This is a genomic window from Pseudaquabacterium pictum (genome assembly GCF_005403045.1).
In the GTDB taxonomy this organism is placed as follows: domain Bacteria; phylum Pseudomonadota; class Gammaproteobacteria; order Burkholderiales; family Burkholderiaceae_C; genus Pseudaquabacterium; species Pseudaquabacterium pictum.
On sequence record NZ_BJCL01000002.1, the window covers coordinates 106,624 to 124,994 of the forward strand.

Annotated in this window: 15 protein-coding genes and 1 tRNA gene; 1 reads left to right on the plus strand and 15 read right to left on the minus strand. The window is 68.7% G+C overall.

What is annotated here, in order from left to right; translation table 11 throughout:
* Positions 1 to 23 precede the first annotated feature (23 nt).
* The 3 genes from infB to rimP all read right to left on the minus strand — a co-directional run bounded on the left by infB (position 24) and on the right by rimP (position 5,144).
* On the minus strand, positions 24 to 2,945 hold the full coding sequence (infB, locus tag FFT10_RS04535) for a translation initiation factor IF-2 (RefSeq protein ID WP_137731597.1): 2,922 nt from the start codon (positions 2,943 to 2,945) through the stop codon (positions 24 to 26).
* A gap of 88 nt (positions 2,946 to 3,033) precedes the next feature.
* The gene (gene nusA / locus FFT10_RS04540) at positions 3,034 to 4,512 is read right to left on the minus strand and encodes a transcription termination factor NusA (protein WP_137731598.1); all 1,479 of its coding nucleotides are present in this window, start codon (positions 4,510 to 4,512) and stop codon (positions 3,034 to 3,036) included.
* A complete protein-coding gene (gene rimP / locus FFT10_RS04545; RefSeq protein ID WP_137732053.1) occupies positions 4,512 to 5,144 on the minus strand; it encodes a ribosome maturation factor RimP in 633 nt (210 codons plus the stop codon). The genes nusA and rimP overlap by 1 nt, the downstream gene beginning before the upstream one ends.
* A gap of 275 nt (positions 5,145 to 5,419) precedes the next feature.
* Here rimP and fabI point away from each other — a divergent pair, with 275 nt between their 5' ends.
* The gene (gene fabI / locus FFT10_RS04550; protein WP_137731599.1) at positions 5,420 to 6,205 is read left to right on the plus strand and encodes an enoyl-ACP reductase FabI; all 786 of its coding nucleotides are present in this window, start codon (positions 5,420 to 5,422) and stop codon (positions 6,203 to 6,205) included.
* Positions 6,206 to 6,221: 16 nt separating this feature from the next.
* Here the strand turns inward: fabI and maiA are convergent, their stop codons facing one another.
* From maiA to FFT10_RS04610, 12 genes are all read right to left on the minus strand, one after another.
* A complete protein-coding gene (maiA, locus tag FFT10_RS04555) occupies positions 6,222 to 6,881 on the minus strand; it encodes a maleylacetoacetate isomerase (RefSeq protein WP_228026952.1) in 660 nt (219 codons plus the stop codon).
* 95 nt (positions 6,882 to 6,976) lie between these two features.
* Positions 6,977 to 7,053, minus strand: a tRNA-Pro gene (locus tag FFT10_RS04560).
* Between the two features lie 36 nt (positions 7,054 to 7,089).
* Entirely contained in the window at positions 7,090 to 7,530 is a 441-nt protein-coding gene (locus FFT10_RS04565) for a MerR family transcriptional regulator (protein WP_137731601.1), read from the minus strand.
* 34 nt (positions 7,531 to 7,564) lie between these two features.
* Complete coding sequence (locus FFT10_RS04570) at positions 7,565 to 7,927, minus strand: integration host factor subunit alpha (protein ID WP_137731602.1); 363 nt, start codon at positions 7,925 to 7,927, stop codon at positions 7,565 to 7,567.
* 26 nt (positions 7,928 to 7,953) lie between these two features.
* The gene (gene pheT, locus FFT10_RS04575) at positions 7,954 to 10,386 is read right to left on the minus strand and encodes a phenylalanine--tRNA ligase subunit beta (RefSeq protein WP_137731603.1); all 2,433 of its coding nucleotides are present in this window, start codon (positions 10,384 to 10,386) and stop codon (positions 7,954 to 7,956) included.
* A gap of 43 nt (positions 10,387 to 10,429) precedes the next feature.
* Complete coding sequence (pheS, locus tag FFT10_RS04580) at positions 10,430 to 11,473, minus strand: phenylalanine--tRNA ligase subunit alpha (RefSeq protein ID WP_137731604.1); 1,044 nt, start codon at positions 11,471 to 11,473, stop codon at positions 10,430 to 10,432.
* 100 nt (positions 11,474 to 11,573) lie between these two features.
* Entirely contained in the window at positions 11,574 to 11,930 is a 357-nt protein-coding gene (gene rplT / locus FFT10_RS04585; protein WP_137731605.1) for a 50S ribosomal protein L20, read from the minus strand.
* 25 nt (positions 11,931 to 11,955) lie between these two features.
* The gene (gene rpmI / locus FFT10_RS04590; protein ID WP_137731606.1) at positions 11,956 to 12,159 is read right to left on the minus strand and encodes a 50S ribosomal protein L35; all 204 of its coding nucleotides are present in this window, start codon (positions 12,157 to 12,159) and stop codon (positions 11,956 to 11,958) included.
* Positions 12,160 to 12,313: 154 nt separating this feature from the next.
* Entirely contained in the window at positions 12,314 to 12,853 is a 540-nt protein-coding gene (gene infC / locus FFT10_RS04595) for a translation initiation factor IF-3 (RefSeq protein WP_137731607.1), read from the minus strand.
* A gap of 113 nt (positions 12,854 to 12,966) precedes the next feature.
* Positions 12,967 to 14,874, minus strand: a complete 1,908-nt coding sequence (thrS, locus tag FFT10_RS04600) for a threonine--tRNA ligase (protein WP_137731608.1) — start codon at positions 14,872 to 14,874, stop codon at positions 12,967 to 12,969.
* A 243-nt stretch (positions 14,875 to 15,117) separates the two neighbouring features.
* Positions 15,118 to 16,230 (minus strand): phospholipase, encoded by a 1,113-nt coding sequence (locus FFT10_RS04605; RefSeq protein WP_137731609.1) that lies wholly within the window; start codon positions 16,228 to 16,230, stop codon positions 15,118 to 15,120.
* Positions 16,218 to 18,335: a TonB-dependent receptor plug domain-containing protein gene (locus tag FFT10_RS04610; protein ID WP_162520693.1), complete on the minus strand. Its 2,118-nt coding sequence runs from the start codon at positions 18,333 to 18,335 to the stop codon at positions 16,218 to 16,220. Before FFT10_RS04610 ends, FFT10_RS04605 begins: the two co-directional genes overlap by 13 nt.
* Positions 18,336 to 18,371: the final 36 nt, after the last annotated feature.

Genomic DNA, 18,371 nt, shown 5'->3' on the forward strand with positions numbered 1-18,371 from the left:
TTGCAGGTGAGGGCAAATCCGCCTTACAGCGTTCGTGCGACTTCCTTGACCTCGAAGAACTCCAGCTGGTCGCCCTCGGCGATGTCGTTGTAGTTCTTCAGCTTGATGCCGCACTCGAAGCCTTCGTTCACCTCGCGCACATCGTCCTTCATGCGCTTGAGCGAATCGAGGTCGCCGGTGTAGATCACCACGTTCTGGCGCAGCAGGCGGAACTTGGCGTTGCGCCGCACCACACCCGAGGTGACCATGCAACCGGCCACCGTGCCGATCTTGCTGGCGACGAACACCGTGCGGATCTCGGCCGAGCCGATGACCTCTTCGCGCTGCTCCGGTGCCAGCATGCCGGTCATGGCCGCCTTCACATCGTCGACCGCGTCGTAAATGATGTTGTAGTAACGCAGGTCGATGCCGTTGCCTTCGGCCAGCTTGCGGGCGTTGGAATCGGCCCGCACGTTGAAGCCGATGATCACTGCCTTGCTGGCGATGGCCAGGTTGATGTCGCTCTCGCTGATGCCGCCCACGGCCGCATGCACGATCTGCACCTTGACCTCGGGCGTGCTGAGCTTGAGCAGCGACTGCGCCAGTGCTTCCTGCGAGCCCTGCACGTCGGCCTTGATGATCAGCGGCAGGGTCTGCGCCGCGCCTTCGCCCACGTTCTCGAAGATGTTCTCGAGCTTGGCGGCCTGGCGGCGGTTCAGCGTCACTTCGCGGTACTTGCCCTGGCGGAAGGTGGCGATTTCACGGGCACGGCGCTCGTCGGTCAGCACCATGAACTCGTCGCCGGCCTGCGGCACCTCGGTCAGGCCCTGGATCTCGACCGGGATCGACGGGCCGGCTTCCTGGCAGGACTTGCCGTCTTCATCGAGCATGGCGCGCACGCGGCCATAACTGCTGCCGGCCAGCACCACATCGCCACGCTTGAGCGTGCCGCTCTGCACCAGCACCGTGGCCACCGGGCCGCGGCCCTTGTCGAGCTTGGCTTCGATCACCAGGCCCTTGGCCAGTGCGTCCTTCGGTGCCTTCAGTTCCAGGATCTCGGCCTGAAGCAGCACCTGCTCCAGCAGGTTGTCGATGCCTTCGCCGGTCTTGGCCGACACCGGCACGAACGGCACATCGCCGCCGAAGTCTTCCGGCACCACCGATTCGGACACCAGCTCGCCCTTCAGGCGTTCCAGGTTGGCGCCCGGCTTGTCGATCTTGTTCATCGCCACCACCATCGGCACGTTGGCGGCCTTGGCGTGGGAGATGGCTTCCTTGGTCTGCGGCATCACGCCGTCGTCGGCCGCCACCACCAGGATCACCAGATCGGTGGCGGTGGCGCCGCGGGCACGCATCGCCGTGAAGGCGGCGTGACCCGGGGTGTCCAGGAAGGTGATCATGCCGCGCGGGGTTTCCACGTGGTACGCACCGATGTGCTGGGTGATGCCGCCGGCTTCGCCCGCGGCCACGCGGGTGGTGCGGATGTAGTCCAGCAGCGAGGTCTTGCCGTGGTCGACGTGGCCCATGATGGTGACCACCGGCGCACGCGGCAGGTCCTCGCCCTCGGTGGCGCTGTGCTCTTCTTCGAGGAAGGCGTCCGGATCGTCCAGCTTGGCGGCGAAGGCCTTGTGGCCCATCTCCTCGACCACGATCATCGCGGTCTCCTGGTCCAGCTGCTGGTTGATGGTGACCATCTGGCCCAGTTTCATCAGCTGCTTGATCACCTCGGCCGCCTTCACCGACATCTTGTGCGCCAGGTCGGCCACGCTGATGGTCTCGGGCACGTGCACTTCCTGGATCACCATCTCGGTGGGGGCCTGGAAAGTGCTGGGACCGGAATCCCGCTCGCCGCGGCGGCCGCCGCGCGGTGCGCGCCAGCCCGGCCGGTTGGACGCGCCCGAATCGCTGCGGCCCTTGCCGGCGGCGGCGCGCTTCTTGGCGGCGTCGTCGGCCCAGCTGGACGACAGCTTCTCGCTCTTGACCGATTTCTTGTCGCCCGGCTTGGCCGCGGTGGTGGTGGTCGCGCCCGGGGCGCCCGGGGCCGCCTTGGGCTTGTGGATGGTGCCGGAGATGGCTTCCTTGCCCGGGGCCGGCGGAGGCGGCTCGGGCTTCTTGGCCGTCTGAACGCCCTTGGGCTTGTTCATCATCTCGCGGATGGCCGCGGCCTCGGCCTCGGCGGCCTTGCGGCGGCGGGCCACGGCGTCCAGGGCGGCCTTCTCGGCGGCCTCGGCGTCGACCGCCTTGACGATGCGGATCCCGGGCTTGGCCGGCTCGGCCGCGGCCGGCGCGGCAGGCGCAGCAGCCGGCGCCGCGGGGGCGGCCTTGGCCTGAGCTGGCGCTGAAGCGGGTGCCGCTGCCGGCGCGGGTGCCGGGCTGGATGCCTTCTCGATGGCCGCAGCCGCCGCCGCCTTGGCAGCGGCCTGCGCGGCTTCACGCGCCGCCTCGGCTTCCGCCGCGGCGCGCGCCTCGGCCGCGGCCTTGGCGGCGGCTTCGGCAGCTTCACGCTCCTGGCGCTCACGCTCGGCGCGCTGGCGCGCCTGCTCGGCCAGGGCTTCCTCCTGCTGGCGCAGCAGCTCGGCCTGGGCGTTGGCCTCGTCCTCGCGGCGCTGCAGCTCGGCCTCCTCGGCCTGCTGGGTGCTGGCTTCGTCGGCGCCGGCCGGCGCATCGTCGCGCTTGACGAACACCCGCTTCTTGCGCACTTCCACCTGGATGGTGCGGGCCTTGCCGGAGGCATCGGCCTGCTTGATCTCGCTGGTGCTCTTGCGCACGATCGAGATCTTCTTGCGCTCACCGCTGTCGGTGCCGTGCGCGCGGCGCAGGTGCTCCAGCAGGCGCTCCTTGTCGGAGTCGGTGAGCGCGTCGTCGGGCGACTTCTTCGCGACACCGGCAGACTGCAGCTGCTCGAGCAGCGTCCCGGCAGGACGGTTGAGCTCGGCTGCGAACTGGGCGACGGTCGTCACGGCCATGGGTGAATTTCCTTGCGAATCTTGCGAATCTAGCGAGCGGTGGTGCGGTGGCGTGGGTGGAGGCTGGTGCCGGCGACGGAATGGGCCGTCAGGCCGTGAACCAGTGCTCCCGCGCCTTCATGATCAGAGCCTTGGCCGCCTCGTCGTCGATGCCGGTCATCTCGACCAGTTCATCGACAGCCAGGTCGGCCAGGTCGTCGCGGCTGTTCACGCCGCCGTCGGCCAGCTTGGCGATCAGGTCGGGCGTCAGGCCGTCCAGATCACGCAGGTCTTGCGACACCGCCTCGACATTCTCTTCCCGGGCGATTTCCATCGTCAGCAGCGCGTCCTTGGCCCGGGTGCGCAGCTCATGGACGGTGTCCTCGTCGAAGGCGTCCATCTCCAGCATTTCCTGCAGCGGCACGTAGGCCACTTCTTCCAGGCTGGAGAAACCCTCGGCGATCAGGATGTCGGCCACTTCCTCATCGACGTCGAGCTTCTCGACGAACAGCTTGCGGATCGAATCACTCTCGACCGCCTGCTTGGCCTGCGATTCCTCGGCCGTCATGATGTTGATGCGCCAGCCGGTCAGCTCGGATGCGAGCCGCACATTCTGGCCGCCGCGGCCGATGGCGATGGCGAGGTTCTCCTCGTCAACCACCACGTCCATGGCGTGCTTCTCTTCGTCGACGACGATGGACTGCACATTGGCCGGCGCCAGCGCGCCGATGACGAACTGCGCCGGGTCTTCCGACCAGAGCACGATGTCCACGCGCTCGCCCGCCAGCTCGTTCGTCACCGCGTTGACGCGCGAACCACGCACGCCCACGCAGGTGCCGATCGGGTCGACGCGCTTGTCGTGCGAGACCACGGCGATCTTGGCGCGGCTGCCGCTGTCGCGGGCGCAGCTCTTGATCTCGAGCAGGCCCTGCTCCATCTCGGGCACTTCCTGCGCGAACAGCTCCATCATGAAGCCCGGCGCCGAACGCGACAGCATGATCTGCGGGCCGCGGGCGGCAGTGTCGATGCCGGCGATGAAGGCCCGCACCCGGTCGCCCGTGCGCAGGTTTTCCTTCGGGATCATCTCGCTGCGCTTCAGGCGCCCTTCCACCCGGCCGCTCTCGACGATGATGTCGCCCTTGTCCAGCCGCTTGACGGTGCCCACGAAGATCTTGTCGCCGCGCGACAGGAAGTCGTTGAGCAGCGTTTCGCGCTCGGCGTCGCGGATCTTCTGCAGGATCACCTGCTTGGCAGCCATGGCACCGATGCGGCCGATCGGCACCGACGCCACCGGCTCCTCGATGTAATCGCCCACCTCGATCTCGGCAATGCGGTCGAGCGCGTCGGACAGCATTTCCTCGGCATCCGGGTTCTGCAGGCCGGCTTCATCCGGCACCACCAGCCAGCGGCGGAAGGTCTCGTAATCGCCGGTGTCGCGGTCGACGGCCACGCGCATGTCGACCTCGCCGCCATGCAGCTTCTTGGTGGCCTGTGCCAGCGCCGCCTCGACCGCGCCGAACACCACATCCCGGTCCACGCTCTTCTCGCGCGAGATCGCGTCGACCAGCATCAACATTTCGCGGTTCATCAGTCCTGACCTCCGTCTACCTTGTCCGCCATACGGCTTGCGTGCCCGTCCGCCCCGGCCTCGTCGTCCTGCAGGCCGCGCCGGCCCTTGAAGTCGACCACCGGCACCAGGCGGGCCTCACGCACTTCATCCACATTGAAATCCAGCGTCTGCTGCGCGTCCACCACCGGCTCGGCCGCGGCGGCAGCCGCCTTGGCGCGCTTCTTGGCGGCGGTGCGCGACAGCGGCTTGTCATCGGGCAGCACCAGCCGCCAGGCGTTGTCGCCATCACCTGCCGCCAACACGCCACGCCACTTCTTGCGGTTCTGGAACGCCTCGCGCAGCGTCACCTCGACCTCTTCGCCGACGAAGCGCGCCCAGTCGGCCGGCTTCTTCAGCGGCCGGTCCAGGCCCGGCGACGACACCTCGAGGCGGGCATAGTCCACGGCCTCCACTTCCAGCACATACTGCAACTGGCGGGTGACGATCTCGCAGTCTTCCACCAGCACGAACTCACCCGGCCCAGTGGCGTAGACCTGCCCCGGCAGCCGGTCGATGGTCACGCGCAGCAATCCCCCCGCCGATCGCTCGACGTCCACGAGGTCGTAGCGCAACCCGGTGACGGTGCGCTCCAGCGCTTCGCTCCAACTCATCGTGCCCAGTGCGGTTCCTGCCGTTGTTCTGCCATGACCGGGCGCCGCGTTGCGTGCGGCACCCTTGAAAATCTCGGTGGTTTTCGTTTCAAGCAAAAAAAATGGGCTGGAAAGTCCGCCCACTTTGCTCTTCAGCGAAAAGCGGATTATAGCCAGCGGGCGCCCTCCCGGCAAGACCCGAAGGTCTGAACAAGCCCTGGCATGCGAGAATCCAAGGCTCGATTCGGTGCCCGCCCGCCCCGCAGGCCGGGCCCACAACCACAGGATCTGCACCCATGGGTTTCCTCGCCGGCAAGCGTCTGCTGATCACGGGCGTGCTCAACAACCGCTCCATCGCCTACGGCATCGCCCGCGCCTGCCACCGGGAAGGCGCCGAACTGGCCTTCAGCTACCAGGGTGAGCGCTTCAAGGACCGCATCACCGAATTTGCCGCCGAGTTCGGCTCCAAGCTGGTGTTCGACTGCGATGTGTCCGACGATGCGCAGATCGACAAGCTCTTTGCCGACCTGGGCCAGCACTGGGACCAGTTCGACGGCTTCGTGCACGCCATCGCCTTCGCGCCGCGTGAGGCCATCGCCGGTGATTTTCTCGACGGCATGACCCGCGAGAACTTCCGCATCGCCCACGACATCTCCAGCTACAGCTTCCCGGCCATGGCCAAGGCCGCCCTGCCCCGGCTGCGCGCCGGCGGCGCGCTGCTGACGCTGAGCTACCTGGGCGCGATGCGCTACGTGCCCAACTACAACACCATGGGCCTGGCCAAGGCCAGCCTGGAAGCCGGCGTGCGCTTCCTGGCGCAAAGCCTGGGCGCCAAGGGCATCCGGGTCAACGGCATCTCGGCCGGCCCGATCAAGACGCTGGCCGCCTCGGGCATCAAGGATTTCGGCAAGCTGCTGTCCGAATTCGCCGCCACCACGCCGATCCGCCGCACCATCACCATCGACGACGTCGGCAACACCGCCGCCTTCCTGCTGAGCGACCTGGCCGGCGGCATCAGTGCCGAGATCGTCTACGTCGACGGCGGCTTCAGCCACGTCGCCATCGGCAACCCCGACGCCTGAGGCCGGCGACGGCCGCTCAGGTCGGCGCGCCGACCTGACGCTGGGGCTGGGCCCGCTGGAAGGCGTCGAGTTCTTCGCAGGCCGCCACGATGCGGTCCACCGTCGGCGTGCCGCTGGTCGGGATCTTGAACACCCGCATCACCGCAATGATGCTGGCCAGGCAGATGTCGGCCATGCCCGGCACCTCGCCATGGCAGAAACGGCCCGTGCCGGCCTCGCTGGCCAGGCGCTGCTCGACCGCTGCCAGGCCGGTGCCGAACCATTGCATCTGCCAGGCGCGCCAGGCGGCATCGTCGAAGCCGGCGCTGCCCGTCAGGTAGCGCCGCACGCGCGGCGTCACCAGCGGATGGGTGTCGGACGCCAGCATGCCGGCGATCGACCGCACCCTGGCGCGGCCGTACAGATCGGCAGGCAGCAGCGGCGGCGTCGGCTGCAGTTCCTCCAGGAACTCCAGGATCGCCATGGACTGCGTCAGCGGCGGCTGGTCGGGCGTCACCAGCGCCGGGATGGCGGCCAGCGGATTGATCTTCAGGAACGCCTCGCCGCGCTGCTCGCCGGCATCCAGGTTGACCTGGTGCTCGGTGGCGGCGATGCCCTTCATGTGCAGCGCCACCCGCACCCGGAAGGTGGCCGAGGTGCGCCAGAAGGCATAGAGATCGAACGGCGGATGCGACATCACGGCTCCTTGGACAGGTTCAGGATCAACAGCGTGGGCAGGCCAGAAAACCGAAAGGGTCAGTTCCTTGTGAGAACTGACCCTTGGAATCTCAGTGGTCGGGACGGCGGGATTCGAACTCGCGACCCCTTGCACCCCATGCAAGTGCGCTACCAGGCTGCGCTACGCCCCGACTGAGCCTCGCAGTATAGCCCGAAAAGCGGGCCATTCAGGCCACCAGCAGGTCACGGATCGACAAAAGCTCGGCCCGCAGCTGGCCGGGGGCCAGCTCCACCACGTCGGGCACCGGCAGGCTGGCAGGCGCGGAGGCGGCATCGGCGGGGTCCGGGTCGGCGCCCAGGTTCGGCGCATCGTCGTCGGGCAGCGCTTCCGGCTCCGGCCCGGGCCCGCGCAGCAGCAGGTCACCCAGCTGGTTGCGGGCGCCACTGATGGTGAAGCCCTGGTCGTACAGCAAGTCGCGGATGCGGCGGATCAGCAGCACCTCGTGGTGCTGGTAGTAGCGGCGGTTGCCGCGCCGCTTCATCGGCTTGAGCTGGGTGAACTCCTGCTCCCAGTAGCGCAGCACGTACGGCTTGACGCCGCACAGCTCGCTCACTTCACCGATCGTGAAGTAACGCTTGGCCGGAATGGCGGGCAGCAGTTTCTCCATGCAAATCAATGAGGTGGGGAGGGGAACTCAGACTCTACTCGAAGTCTTCGTCCAGCGGGGTGTCGCCCTGCACGACAGCCTTGAGCTTGTGGCTGGCGTGGAAGGTGACGACATTGCGCGCCTTGATCGGGATCGACTCGCCGGTGCGCGGGTTGCGCCCGGGCCGCGGCGCCTTGCGGCGGATGTTGAAGTTGCCGAAGCCCGAGAGCTTCACGTCCTCGCCGTTGACCAGGTTGCCGTGCACCAGCTCGAAAAAGGCTTCGACCATGTCCTTGGATTCGCGCTTGTTCAGGCCCAGACGCTCGAACAGCAGTTCGGACAGTTCGGCCTTGGTCAGCGTCGGTGTTTCCAGCGACGGCAGGATCACGCGGTCGACGGGGGTGTCATCGGTGGGCATGGAGGTCCTTGGATCGGATTGGGGGGTCAGCCGCGCAGGCGGGCACCCTGGGCCGCGGCGCGGGCCACGGCGGCGGCCACGGCGGCGTCGATGCGGTCTTCGGTCAGCGTGGCCTCGGCGTCCAGCAGTTCCAGGCGCACGGCCAGGCTGCGCTCGCCGGCGGCCATGTCGGCGGTGGGCTGCGCGGGTTTGTAGACGTCGAACAGCATGGCGGCGCGCACCAGGCCGGACGGGTCGGCACGCAGCGCGCCGACCAGGGCGTCGTGCGTCGTCGTCTCGGGCACCACCAGCGCCAGGTCGCGCAGTGCGGCCTGGTGGCGGGCGATCGGCGCAAACGCCGGCACCGGCTGGACCTGCACCGCAGCCAGGTCCAGCTCGAACAGCATCGGCGCATGCGGCAGCTCGTAGGCCTGGCGCCAGCGCGGGTGCAGTTCACCCAGCACCCCGATGGCCACGCCATCGACCAGCACCCGGGCGCTGCGGCCCGGGTGGAAGGCGGGATGCTCGGCAGCTTCGAACACCGGCCGGCGTGGCGCCAACAGGGCCTCGACGTCGCCCTTGATGTCGAAGAAATCGACGGCGCGCTCGGCGCTGCCCCACTGGGTGGCATCGGCCGGCCCGTAGGCCAGACCGGCCAGACGCATCGGCTGGCAGATGCCGGCGACCGTCAAGTCACCCGACGCCACCGACCCATCGCGCCAGGCCACCCGGCCCAGCTCGAACACCCGCACCCGCGGCGCCTTGCGCGCCAGGTTGTGGCGCAGCACCTGCACCAGGCTGCCGATCAGGCTGCTGCGCATCACCGACAGCGGCGCGGCGATCGGGTTCAGCACCCGGATCGGATCGGCGTTGCCGTGCAGCTCCTGCTCCCACCGGGCCTCGACGAAGCTGAAGTTGATGGTTTCCTGGTAGTCCAGCGCGGCCACCGCACGGCGCACCGCAAAGCTGCCGCGGCTGGCTTCGCTGCGCATGCGCGGCGTCACCGGCGCCAGCGGCGCGGTGGTGGGCAGGTTCTGGTAGCCGATGACCCGGGCCACTTCCTCGATCAGGTCTTCCTCGATCACCAGGTCGAAGCGCCAGCTCGGCGGCGTCACCGTCAGCGTGCCATCACCCTCAGTGAAGGCCAGGCCCAGGCGCTGGAAGACCGCCGCGCATTGCGCCTGCGTCACCGGCATGCCGATCACCTTGGCCGCCCGCGCCACCCGCAGCGTGACCGGGGCATGCTGCGGCATGGCCGGCTGCTGGTCGTCGATGGGGCCGCAGGCGGTCTCGGGCGTGCCGCAGATGTCGAGGATCAGGCGGGTGATGTGCTCGATGTGCTCCACCGTGCCGGCCGGGTCGACGCCCCGCTCGAAGCGGTGGCCGGCATCGGTGCTGAAGTTGTAGCGGCGGCCACGGCCGGCCACGGCCTCGGGCCACCAGAAGGCGGCTTCGACATAGACATGCCGGGTGCCGTCGGACACTGCGGTGGCATCGCCACCCATGATGCCGGCCAGCGATTCCACCGCCTGGTCATCGGCGATCACGCCGACCTGGGCGTCCAGTTCGACGGTGTTGCCGTTCAGCAGCTTCAGTGTCTCGCCGGGGCGGCCCCAGCGCACCTGCAGGCCGCCGTGGATCTTGTCCAGATCGAAGATGTGCGTGGGCCGGCCGTACTCGAACATCACGTAATTCGAGATGTCGACCAGCGCGGTGACCGAGCGCTGGCCGCAGCGCGCCAGGCGGTCGACCATCCAGGCCGGCGTCCTGGCCTGGGTGTTGACATTGCGGATGATGCGGCCGGAAAAGCGCCCGCACAGGTCCGGTGCCTGCACTGCCACCGGCAGAACATCGGGCAGCTGCGCTGCCACCGGCGGGAAGCTGGGCGCCAGCAGCGGCGCGCCGGTCAGTGCGGCCACCTCGCGGGCAATCCCGTGGACGCTGAGCGCACGGCCCAGGTTGGGCGTGAGCTTCAGGGTGAACAGGGTGTCATCGAGCTGCAGCAGGCCACGCACGTCGGCGCCCACCGGCGCAGCGGTGTCCAGCTCCAGCAAGCCGCCATGGTCGTCGCTGAGCTTCAGCTCACGCGCCGAGCACAGCATGCCCTGGCTCTCCACGCCGCGCAGCTTGCCCAGCTGGATGGTGAACGGGCCGGCGCCGGGCTCGGTGGGCGGCAGCTCGGCGCCGACCAGGGCCAGCGGCACCTTGATGCCGACACGCGCGTTGGGCGCGCCGCAGACGATCTGCAGCAATCCATCCCGGCTGTGCGGGCCGGCATCGACGCGGCACACCCGCAGGCGGTCGGCATTCGGATGCTGCTCGGCCTCGACGATCTCGCCCACCACCACACGGCTGAAAGGCGGCGCTGCGGGGCGCAGGTCTTCCACCTCCAGGCCGGCCATGGTCAGCAGGTCGGCCAGCTCGGCGGTGGTGATGGACGGGTTGCAGAAGCTGCGCAACCAGGATTCAGGGAATTGCATGGCGGGGAACTCGGTGGGACTTCGGGCAGGCTGTGACAGGCAGTCAGTTGAACTGGCGCAGGAAGCGCAGGTCGTTCTCGAAAAACAGCCGCAAGTCGTTGACGCCGTAGCGCAGCATGGCCAGGCGGTCCATGCCCATGCCGAAGGCAAAGCCGATGTGGCGCTCGGGGTCGAGCCCGTAGTTGCGCACCACGTTCGGGTGCACCTGGCCCGAGCCGCCCACTTCCAGCCACTTGCCCTTCAGCGGGCCGCTGGCGAAGGCGATGTCGATCTCGGCCGAGGGCTCGGTGAACGGGAAGAAGCTGGGCCGGAAGCGCAGCTGCAGGTCATCGCTCTCGAAGAACTGGCGGCAGAAGGCGGTGAACACCACCTTCAGGTCCTTGAAGCTGACGTTCTCGCCCATCCACAGGCCTTCGCACTGGTGGAACATCGGCGAGTGGGTGGCGTCGCTGTCGACGCGGTAGGTGCGGCCCGGCGCGATGACGCGGATCTCGGGCATCGGGCTCTGCCCCGCGTACTTCGCCGCATGGGCGCGCGCATAGCGCACCTGCATCGGGCTGGTGTGCGGGCGCAGGTTGTACCAGCGGCCGCCCTCGTCCTGCATGTCGACGTAGAAGGTGTCCTGCATCGACCGCGCCGGATGGTTCTCCGGGTTGTTCAAGGCGGTGAAGCTCATCCAGTCGGTCTCGATCTCGGGGCCTTCGGCCACGTCGAAGCCCATGGAGCCAAAGATGGCCTCGATGCGCTCCTGCGCGCGCGAGACCGGGTGCAGACCGCCGGTGCCGCGCTGGCGGCCGGGCAGCGTCACATCCAGCGCCTCGGCCTTCAGCTGCGCCGCCAGCTCGGCATCGGCCAGGGCCTGGCGGCGGGCCGTCAGCGCGGCCTCGATGCGCTGCTTGGTCTGGTTGATCTCGGCACCGCGGGTCTTCTTCTCCTCGGGCGTGGCGCTGGCGAGGCCCTTGAGCAGTTCGGTCACGCGGCCGGCCTTGCCCAGGAAGCGGGACTTGGCGTTCTCCAGCTCGGCCGGCGTGGGCGCCGCCGCGAAATCGGCCACTGCGGCCGCCACCAGGGTGTCGAGATCGTTCATCGGAGATTCGGAAACAAAAAAGGCCGCCCACAGGTGACGACCTTCGAATGCTTGGAGCCGCCGCCGACGCCGCTCGAAGGCAGCGTGGCGACAGCCGGGTTCAAGCGAGCTGGGCCTTCACCTTGGCAACGATGCTGCCAAAGGCAGCCGGGTCGTTGACGGCCAGTTCAGCCAGCATCTTGCGATCGATGTCGATCGATGCCTTCTTCATGCCGGCCATGAACTTGCTGTAGGTGATGCCCAGACCACGCGCGGCGGCGTTGATCCGGGCAATCCACAGCGCGCGGAACACGCGCTTGCGCGTGCGGCGGTCACGGTAGGCATATTGGCCCGCCTTCATCACCGCCTGCTTGGCGATGCGGAAGACGTTCTTGCGGCGGCCGCGGTAGCCCTTGGCGAGCTTCAGGATCTTCTTGTGGCGGGCGCGGGCGGTGACACCACGTTTGACGCGAGGCATGTGTTCTCCTTGTGTCGGTCAGTGGTTACAGGCCGGCGAACGGCAGCATCTGCGCCATGTGACCCATGTTGGTCTCATGCACAGCCACCGTGCCACGCAGCTGGCGCTTGCGGGTCGTCGACTTCTTGGTGAGGATGTGGCGCTTGAACGCCTGTCCCCGCTTGACGGTGCCACCCGGGCGCACGCGGAAGCGCTTCTTCGCGCTGCTCTTGGTCTTCATCTTGGGCATGACTGCTCCTTCTAAGTTGCCTGTGCAGGCGGCCCCGCGGCAGCGGAGGCGCTTTGACAGCCTGCATGGGCTGTTCCCCAGGTTGCCGCGGTGACCAAACCCCGGCGGGGAATCCATCCGGCCCTGGCGTTGCCGCCACGGCCACAAAAAACGGTTACTGCTTCTTCTTCGGCGCCAGCACCATGATCATCTGGCGGCCTTCCAGCTTGGGAAACTGCTCGACCAGCGCCACATCGGCCAGCTCGTCGCGGATGCGCTCCAGCATGCGCATGCCGATGTCCTGGTGGGTGATTTCACGGCCGCGGAAGCGCAGCGTGACCTTGCCCTTGTCACCGTCCTCGGCGATGAACCGCCGCAGATTGCGCATCTTGATGTTGTAGTCGCCGTCATCGGTGCCGGGGCGGAACTTGACTTCCTTGACCTCGATGATCTTCTGCTTGCTCTTGGCTTCGGCGGCCTTCTTCTGCTCCTGGTACTTGAACTTGCCGTAGTCCATCAGCCGGCAGACCGGGGGGTCGGCCGTGGGCGCGATCTCGACCAGATCGACATCGGCTTCACCGGACAGCCGCAGGGCTTCCATGATGCTGACGATGCCCAGGGGCTCATTGTCGACCCCGTTCAAGCGCACGGTGGGCGCCATGATCTCGCGGTTCAGCCGATGCTTGCGCTCCACATTGGGCGTACGGCGGTCCATGAAAGTAGCGATGGTTCAAACCCCTTCAGACCCAGCGGTGCGGCGCCCCAAGGCAAGCAATGGGCGCCCACCAACGGGCAGCAGAAACGAAACGGCGCGCCGAAGAAGCGTGCTCAGGCCTTGCGGGCGATGTCGTCGGTGAGCTTCGCGATGAAGTCGCCCAGCGGCATCACGCCAAGGTCGAGATTGCCCCGGGCGCGCACGGCAACCGACCCGCTTGCCTTCTCCTTGTCGCCTGCGACGAGGATGTACGGGACCTTTTGCAATGAATGCTCACGGATTTTATACGTGATTTTTTCATTGCGCAAATCGGCCTGTACTCTAACTCCTTGTTTTTGCAGCGATTTCACCACTTCGGCCACGTAATCATGCTGCGCGTCGGTGATGGTGGCCACCACCACCTGCACCGGCGCCAGCCAGGCCGGCAGTGCGCCGGCGTGCTGCTCGATCAGGATGCCGAGGAAACGCTCCAGGCTGCCGACGATGGCGCGGTGCAGCATCAGCGGCCGGTGGCGGCTGCCGTCCTCGCCCACGAACTCGGCATCCAGCCGCTCGGGCAGGTTGGGGTCGATCTGGATCGTGCCGCACTGCCAGGGCCGGCCCAGTGCGTCCTTCAGCGTGTACTCGATCTTGGGCCCGTAGAAGGCGCCCTCGCCCGGCAGGATCTCGAAATCGCAGCCCGAGGCGCGCAGGCCTTGCGCCAGCGCGGCTTCGGCGCGGTCCCAGCTTTCCTCGGTGCCGATGCGCTGCGCCGGCCGCGTGGACAGCTTGTAGATGATCTCGCTGAAGCCGAAGTCCTTGTAGACCTGCTGCAGCAGCGTGGTGAAGGCCTGCACCTCGGCCTGCACCTGGTCTTCGGTGCAGAAGATGTGGCCGTCGTCCTGGGTGAAGGCGCGCACCCGCATGATGCCGTGCAGGCCGCCAGTGGGCTCGTTGCGGTGGCACTGGCCGAATTCACCGTAGCGCAGCGGCAGATCGCGGTAGCTCTTGATGCCCTGCTTGAAGATCAGGATGTGGCCCGGGCAGTTCATCGGCTTGAGGGCGTAGTCGCGCTTCTCGCTCTCGGTGACGAACATGTTGTCGCGGTACTTGTCCCAGTGGCCGGTCTTCTCCCACAGGCCGCGGTCGAGGATCTGCGGGCCCTTGACCTCCTGGTAGCCGTTGTCGCGGTAGACCTGGCGCATGTACTGCTCGACCTGCTGCCACACCACCCAGCCCTTGGGATGCCAGAACACCGTGCCGGGGCTGTGCTCGTCCATGTGGAACAGGTCGAGTTCCTTGCCGAGCTTGCGGTGGTCGCGCTTCTCGGCCTCTTCCAGCATCGTCAGGTACTTCTGCAGATCGTCCTTGCTGGCCCAGGCCGTGCCGTAGACGCGCTGCAGCTGCTCGTTCTTCTGGTCGCCGCGCCAGTAGGCGCCGGCCACCTTCATCAGCTTGAAGTGCTTGAGCTTGCCGGTGCTGGGCACGTGCGGGCCACGGCACAGGTCTTCGAACGTGCCTTCGCGGTAGAGCGACACATCCTGGTCGGCCGGAATGCTTTCGATGATCTCGGCCTTGTACAGCTCGCCCTGGGCCTTGAAGTGGGCCACGGCCTCGTCGCGCGGCAGCACGCGGCGCACCACCGGCTCGTCCTTCTTGGCCAGCTCGCCCATGCGCTTCTCGATGGCGGCCAGGTCGTCGGGCGTGAACGGGCGCTTGTAGGCAAAGTCGTAATAGAAGCCGTGCTCGACCACCGGGCCGATCGTCACCTGCGCGTCGGGGAACAGCTGCTTGACCGCATAGGCCAGCAGGTGGGCGGTGGAGTGGCGGATCATCTCCAGGCCGTCGGCATCCTTGTCGGTGACGATGGCCAGCTGGGCGTCCTGCCCGATCAGGAAGCTGGTGTCGACCAGCTTGCCATCCACCTTGCCGCCCAGCGCGGCCTTGGCCAGGCCGGTGCCGATGGACGCGGCCACGCCCGCCACGGTAACAGGCTCGGGGAACTGGCGTTGGGAACCATCGGGCAGGGTGATCGTGATCATCGGGATCTCCGGGAGTGCAAAGCGAGCGGGCAACAAAAAAGCGCGGGGGACCGCGCTTGTTTGTTCGAGGGGGCAGGAAGCGAACAGGCGTGGCAGCGCGGCCGGTCAGGCGACGGTGGTGGCCGGGGTAGTTCGCGGTGTCATAACCAGGGTGCCCTTCTCGCTCTTGTGGATCGTAAAACCACGATTGTAGCGGCGGCCACCCATGGCAACGCATGGATCAAGGCGCCCGTGGCGGCGTTTCTACAGCGGCAACGCATCCTGCGTCGGCTTGGCCAGCCAGTCGGCGGCCTCGTCGGCCAGCTGCTGGGCGGCGGACACGGCCGCGCGCCAGCGGCGGATGCGCTCGGCCGGGTCATGCCAGAAGGCCTTGAAGTCGATGCGGTCGGGCAACTTGCCGCCGGGCAGCGTGGCCACCCAGTCGGGCCGGGGCGACAGCACCACCAGGTTGTCCAGCTTCGCGCTGGCCCGGTGGCGGTGCTTCAGCGGCTTGTCCAGCCAGCCCGGCACCACCCGGTGCTGGAAGTGGGGGTACAGCACCAGGCCCTCGGGCATGCCGGCGTAGTCGAGGTGCAGGTGGTAGTCGGTGATGCCGCCGTCCCAGTAGGCGCCGGGCGGCGCGCCGGGAATGTCGTGCACGGCCTGCAGCACGAAGGGGATGGAGCCGCTGGCCTGCATCGCCGGGTGGAAGTTGTCGGGCGTCAGCGTGACCTGGCGGCTGCTGAAATCGGTCAGCGGCACCGGCAGCGCCAGGCGCGCATCGGAGAACACGACCCGCTGCATCCAGCCGCCCAGCGCCCGGCGGTGCAGCAGGTTGGCCGCTGCCGCGCCGGCCAGGCCCAGCGGCGTGCGCAGCCGTCCTTCGCGCCGCAGCAGCGGGCCGCGGCCCCGGCTGGTGAAGACATGCAGGTGCCAGTGCGGGTGTTGCAGCAGCGCGGCCTCGCGGCCGCCGAACTGCAGCTGCAGGTTGGCGGCGAACACGCGGCTGACCTCGGCCGCGGTGGGCAGCTGGCCCGGGGCGGTGTCGAAGCGCTGGTCGATGTAGCCCTCGGCCATGCGGGTGAATTCGGCCACCGGGTCGGGCAGCAGTGCGCAAGCCATGCGCCAGGCACCGACCGAAGCGCCGAGCAAGTGCACCGGCGCAGCCCCTGCGGCCTGCGGCAGCCAGTGGCCGAACAGCCAGCGGTCCAGCGGGTTGAGCACCAGGCCCTTGGCGCCGCCGGCGGCCGCGGGCACGGCGCGCACATCGGCCGGCTGCAGGCCGCGCTCGCGCAGCCAGGCCAGGGCGCGCGGGCCGGCATGCACGGCCAGCGCGCGGGGGCGGGAGGGGATCACAGCCGCTGTCACAACCGCCATTGCAGGCCCGCCGTGAACTGCGGCACCGTGCCGCGCCGGGTGCTGGACGCGGCCAGGCTGCCATCGCTGCCGGTGATGGCATTGCTGGACAGGCTGTCGGGCGCCAGCGCGTTGTTGACGGCCAGGCGCAGACTGCGCTGGCGGTCGATGCGCCACTGCAGGTGGGCATCCAGGCGGCTGCTGCTGCCACGCCAGACCCGCTGGTTGTCGGTCTGGCGGGTGCGGAAGCCTGGCGTGTAAGTCCAGGTGGCACCGGCGCTGAAGCCCGGCACCGGGCCCTGCCAGTCGGCGCCCAGCGTGGTCTGCCAGGGCGGCTGGCCATCGAGCCGGGCGTCGGGGTCGTCGATCTGCTCGACGCTGGAGCGGAACCAGGAGACCGCGGCGCGCAGTTGCAGCGCCTTGGGCGCCTGCGCCCACAGCGCCCCGAGCAGTTGCGGTGCCGAGCCCTTGAGCTCGAGGTCCAACGCGCTGGACCGCGCCGACGACAGGTTGACCGGCCGCGACACCCAGCGCGGCGCGCTGGCCTCGGCCACCGTCTCCAGCGTGATGCGGCGGCGGATCAGGTCCTGCACCCGCCGGTGTGACAGGCCGGCCGACAGCACGCCGCCGCCGTCGAGCGTGCGTTCCAGCCGCAGATCGGCCGTCAGCAGCCGCTCGGGCTGCAGCTGGGGATTGCCGGCCGTGTCGACGGCGATCGGCGTGTTGGTCTCGGTGGCCTCGTAGCTGCCGTTGAGGTTGTAGCGCGGCAGCAGCAGGCCGACATCGGGCGTGCGCTGGCTGCGCGCCAGGCTCAGGCGCAGCACATCGCGGCCGCGGCCATCCAGCGCCTGGCGAAACTGCAGGTTCGGTGACAGCAGCTGCCATTGGTTGCGCACCGCCGCCCCGGCGCCCTGCAGCCACAGCCGGTGCTGCTCGGCCCGCAGGCCGGCCAGCAGCGTGGCGCGGTCGCTGACCGCCCATTCATCCTGCACGAAGGCCACCGCATGGTCGATGTCCACCGCCAGCGGCACGCCGGTGGCGCTGGTGATCTGCTCGCTGCCGTCGATGAAGCGGCGGTTCAGCTCACGGCGGGCGCGCTGCTGCACATCCACGCCGCTGTTCAGGGTGTGGGCCTCGCCCAGCGGCAGGCGCCAGCGGGCACCCAGCAGGGCCTTGCGGTCGCGGTGCAGGGCGCTGGTCTCGCGCAGGCTGCCGGGGCTGCCTTGCGGGGTGAGGCCCTGGGCGCTGCCGGCGTTGGTCCAGCGGGCGGCTTCGGCCGTGGCCTTCAGCTCCAGGCGGCTGCCGTCGGGCTGCTTGCGCAGCCACTGCAGCTGGCTGCGCAGCAGCTGCCAGCTGCCGTCGCTGCGGCTGGCATCGCTGGCCAGCGTGGGCGCCGGGCCGTCCAGCGCCTCGGTGCTGCGCCAGCCGCGGTTGTGGTGGTGGTTGCGCTGCAGGAACAGCTGGGCCTGCCAGGTGTCAGTGTCGCTGGCCTTCCACTCGAGACGCGGGGCCAGGTTGAGGCCGCCGCCCAGCCACTGGTCACGGCCGGTCACACGCTGCCGTGACAGCGTGCCGCCAGCCGGCGTGCTGCTGCGCTGCACCTCCAGATCGGCGCCATTGGCCCAGCTGTAGAGGCTGACCGGCAGGAACAGGCCCACATCGCCAAAGCGGTCGCCCCAGTGGCCCGCCAGCGTGCCCTGCGGCCGCACCGTGCGCCAGCCGACGGCGCCACGCAGCTCGCGCTGGCGCAGCTTGGGCGGGCTGCGCAGGATCACGTTGATCGTGCCGGCAGCGCCGCCGAACTCGGCCGTGGGGCCCTTGACGATCTCGATGCGCTCGATGTCGCCCGGCGCCAGCTGCTCCAGCGAGAAGCCCGGCGGCGCCGGCTCGCCATTGAGCAGGATCTGGGTGTAGCCGGCGCCCATGCCCAGCAGGCGCGGCGCGTCGCCGTCGATGCCGATGCCGGGCACACGCTGCAGCACGTCGAGCAGCGATTGGTCCCCGGCCTCGTCCAGCGCCTCGCGGCCGATCACGGTGGTGGCGCCGATGGCCTGCTGGCGGCGGCTGGCGGCATCGTCGCCGCGGCCCTCGATCACCACGGTCTGGCCAGCGGGGGTGGCTGGCATGGTCTGGGCGTGGACGGCCGGCAAGGTGACCGGCAA

Coding starts and splice junctions, on each gene's coding strand:
- rplT (WP_137731605.1), bottom strand. CDS start 11,930: ATGCCTCGCGTCAAACGTGGTGTCACCGCCCGCGCCCGCCACAAGAAG.
- FFT10_RS04565 (WP_137731601.1), bottom strand. CDS start 7,530: ATGGAGAAACTGCTGCCCGCCATTCCGGCCAAGCGTTACTTCACGATC.
- thrS (WP_137731608.1), bottom strand. CDS start 14,874: ATGATCACGATCACCCTGCCCGATGGTTCCCAACGCCAGTTCCCCGAG.
- FFT10_RS04610 (WP_162520693.1), bottom strand. CDS start 18,335: ATGCCAGCCACCCCCGCTGGCCAGACCGTGGTGATCGAGGGCCGCGGC.
- infB (WP_137731597.1), bottom strand. CDS start 2,945: ATGGCCGTGACGACCGTCGCCCAGTTCGCAGCCGAGCTCAACCGTCCT.
- fabI (WP_137731599.1), top strand. CDS start 5,420: ATGGGTTTCCTCGCCGGCAAGCGTCTGCTGATCACGGGCGTGCTCAAC.
- pheS (WP_137731604.1), bottom strand. CDS start 11,473: ATGAACGATCTCGACACCCTGGTGGCGGCCGCAGTGGCCGATTTCGCG.
- infC (WP_137731607.1), bottom strand. CDS start 12,853: ATGGACCGCCGTACGCCCAATGTGGAGCGCAAGCATCGGCTGAACCGC.
- FFT10_RS04605 (WP_137731609.1), bottom strand. CDS start 16,230: ATGGCGGTTGTGACAGCGGCTGTGATCCCCTCCCGCCCCCGCGCGCTG.
- FFT10_RS04570 (WP_137731602.1), bottom strand. CDS start 7,927: ATGCCCACCGATGACACCCCCGTCGACCGCGTGATCCTGCCGTCGCTG.
- maiA (WP_228026952.1), bottom strand. CDS start 6,881: ATGTCGCATCCGCCGTTCGATCTCTATGCCTTCTGGCGCACCTCGGCC.
- pheT (WP_137731603.1), bottom strand. CDS start 10,386: ATGCAATTCCCTGAATCCTGGTTGCGCAGCTTCTGCAACCCGTCCATC.
- rimP (WP_137732053.1), bottom strand. CDS start 5,144: ATGAGTTGGAGCGAAGCGCTGGAGCGCACCGTCACCGGGTTGCGCTAC.
- rpmI (WP_137731606.1), bottom strand. CDS start 12,159: ATGCCCAAGATGAAGACCAAGAGCAGCGCGAAGAAGCGCTTCCGCGTG.
- nusA (WP_137731598.1), bottom strand. CDS start 4,512: ATGAACCGCGAAATGTTGATGCTGGTCGACGCGATCTCGCGCGAGAAG.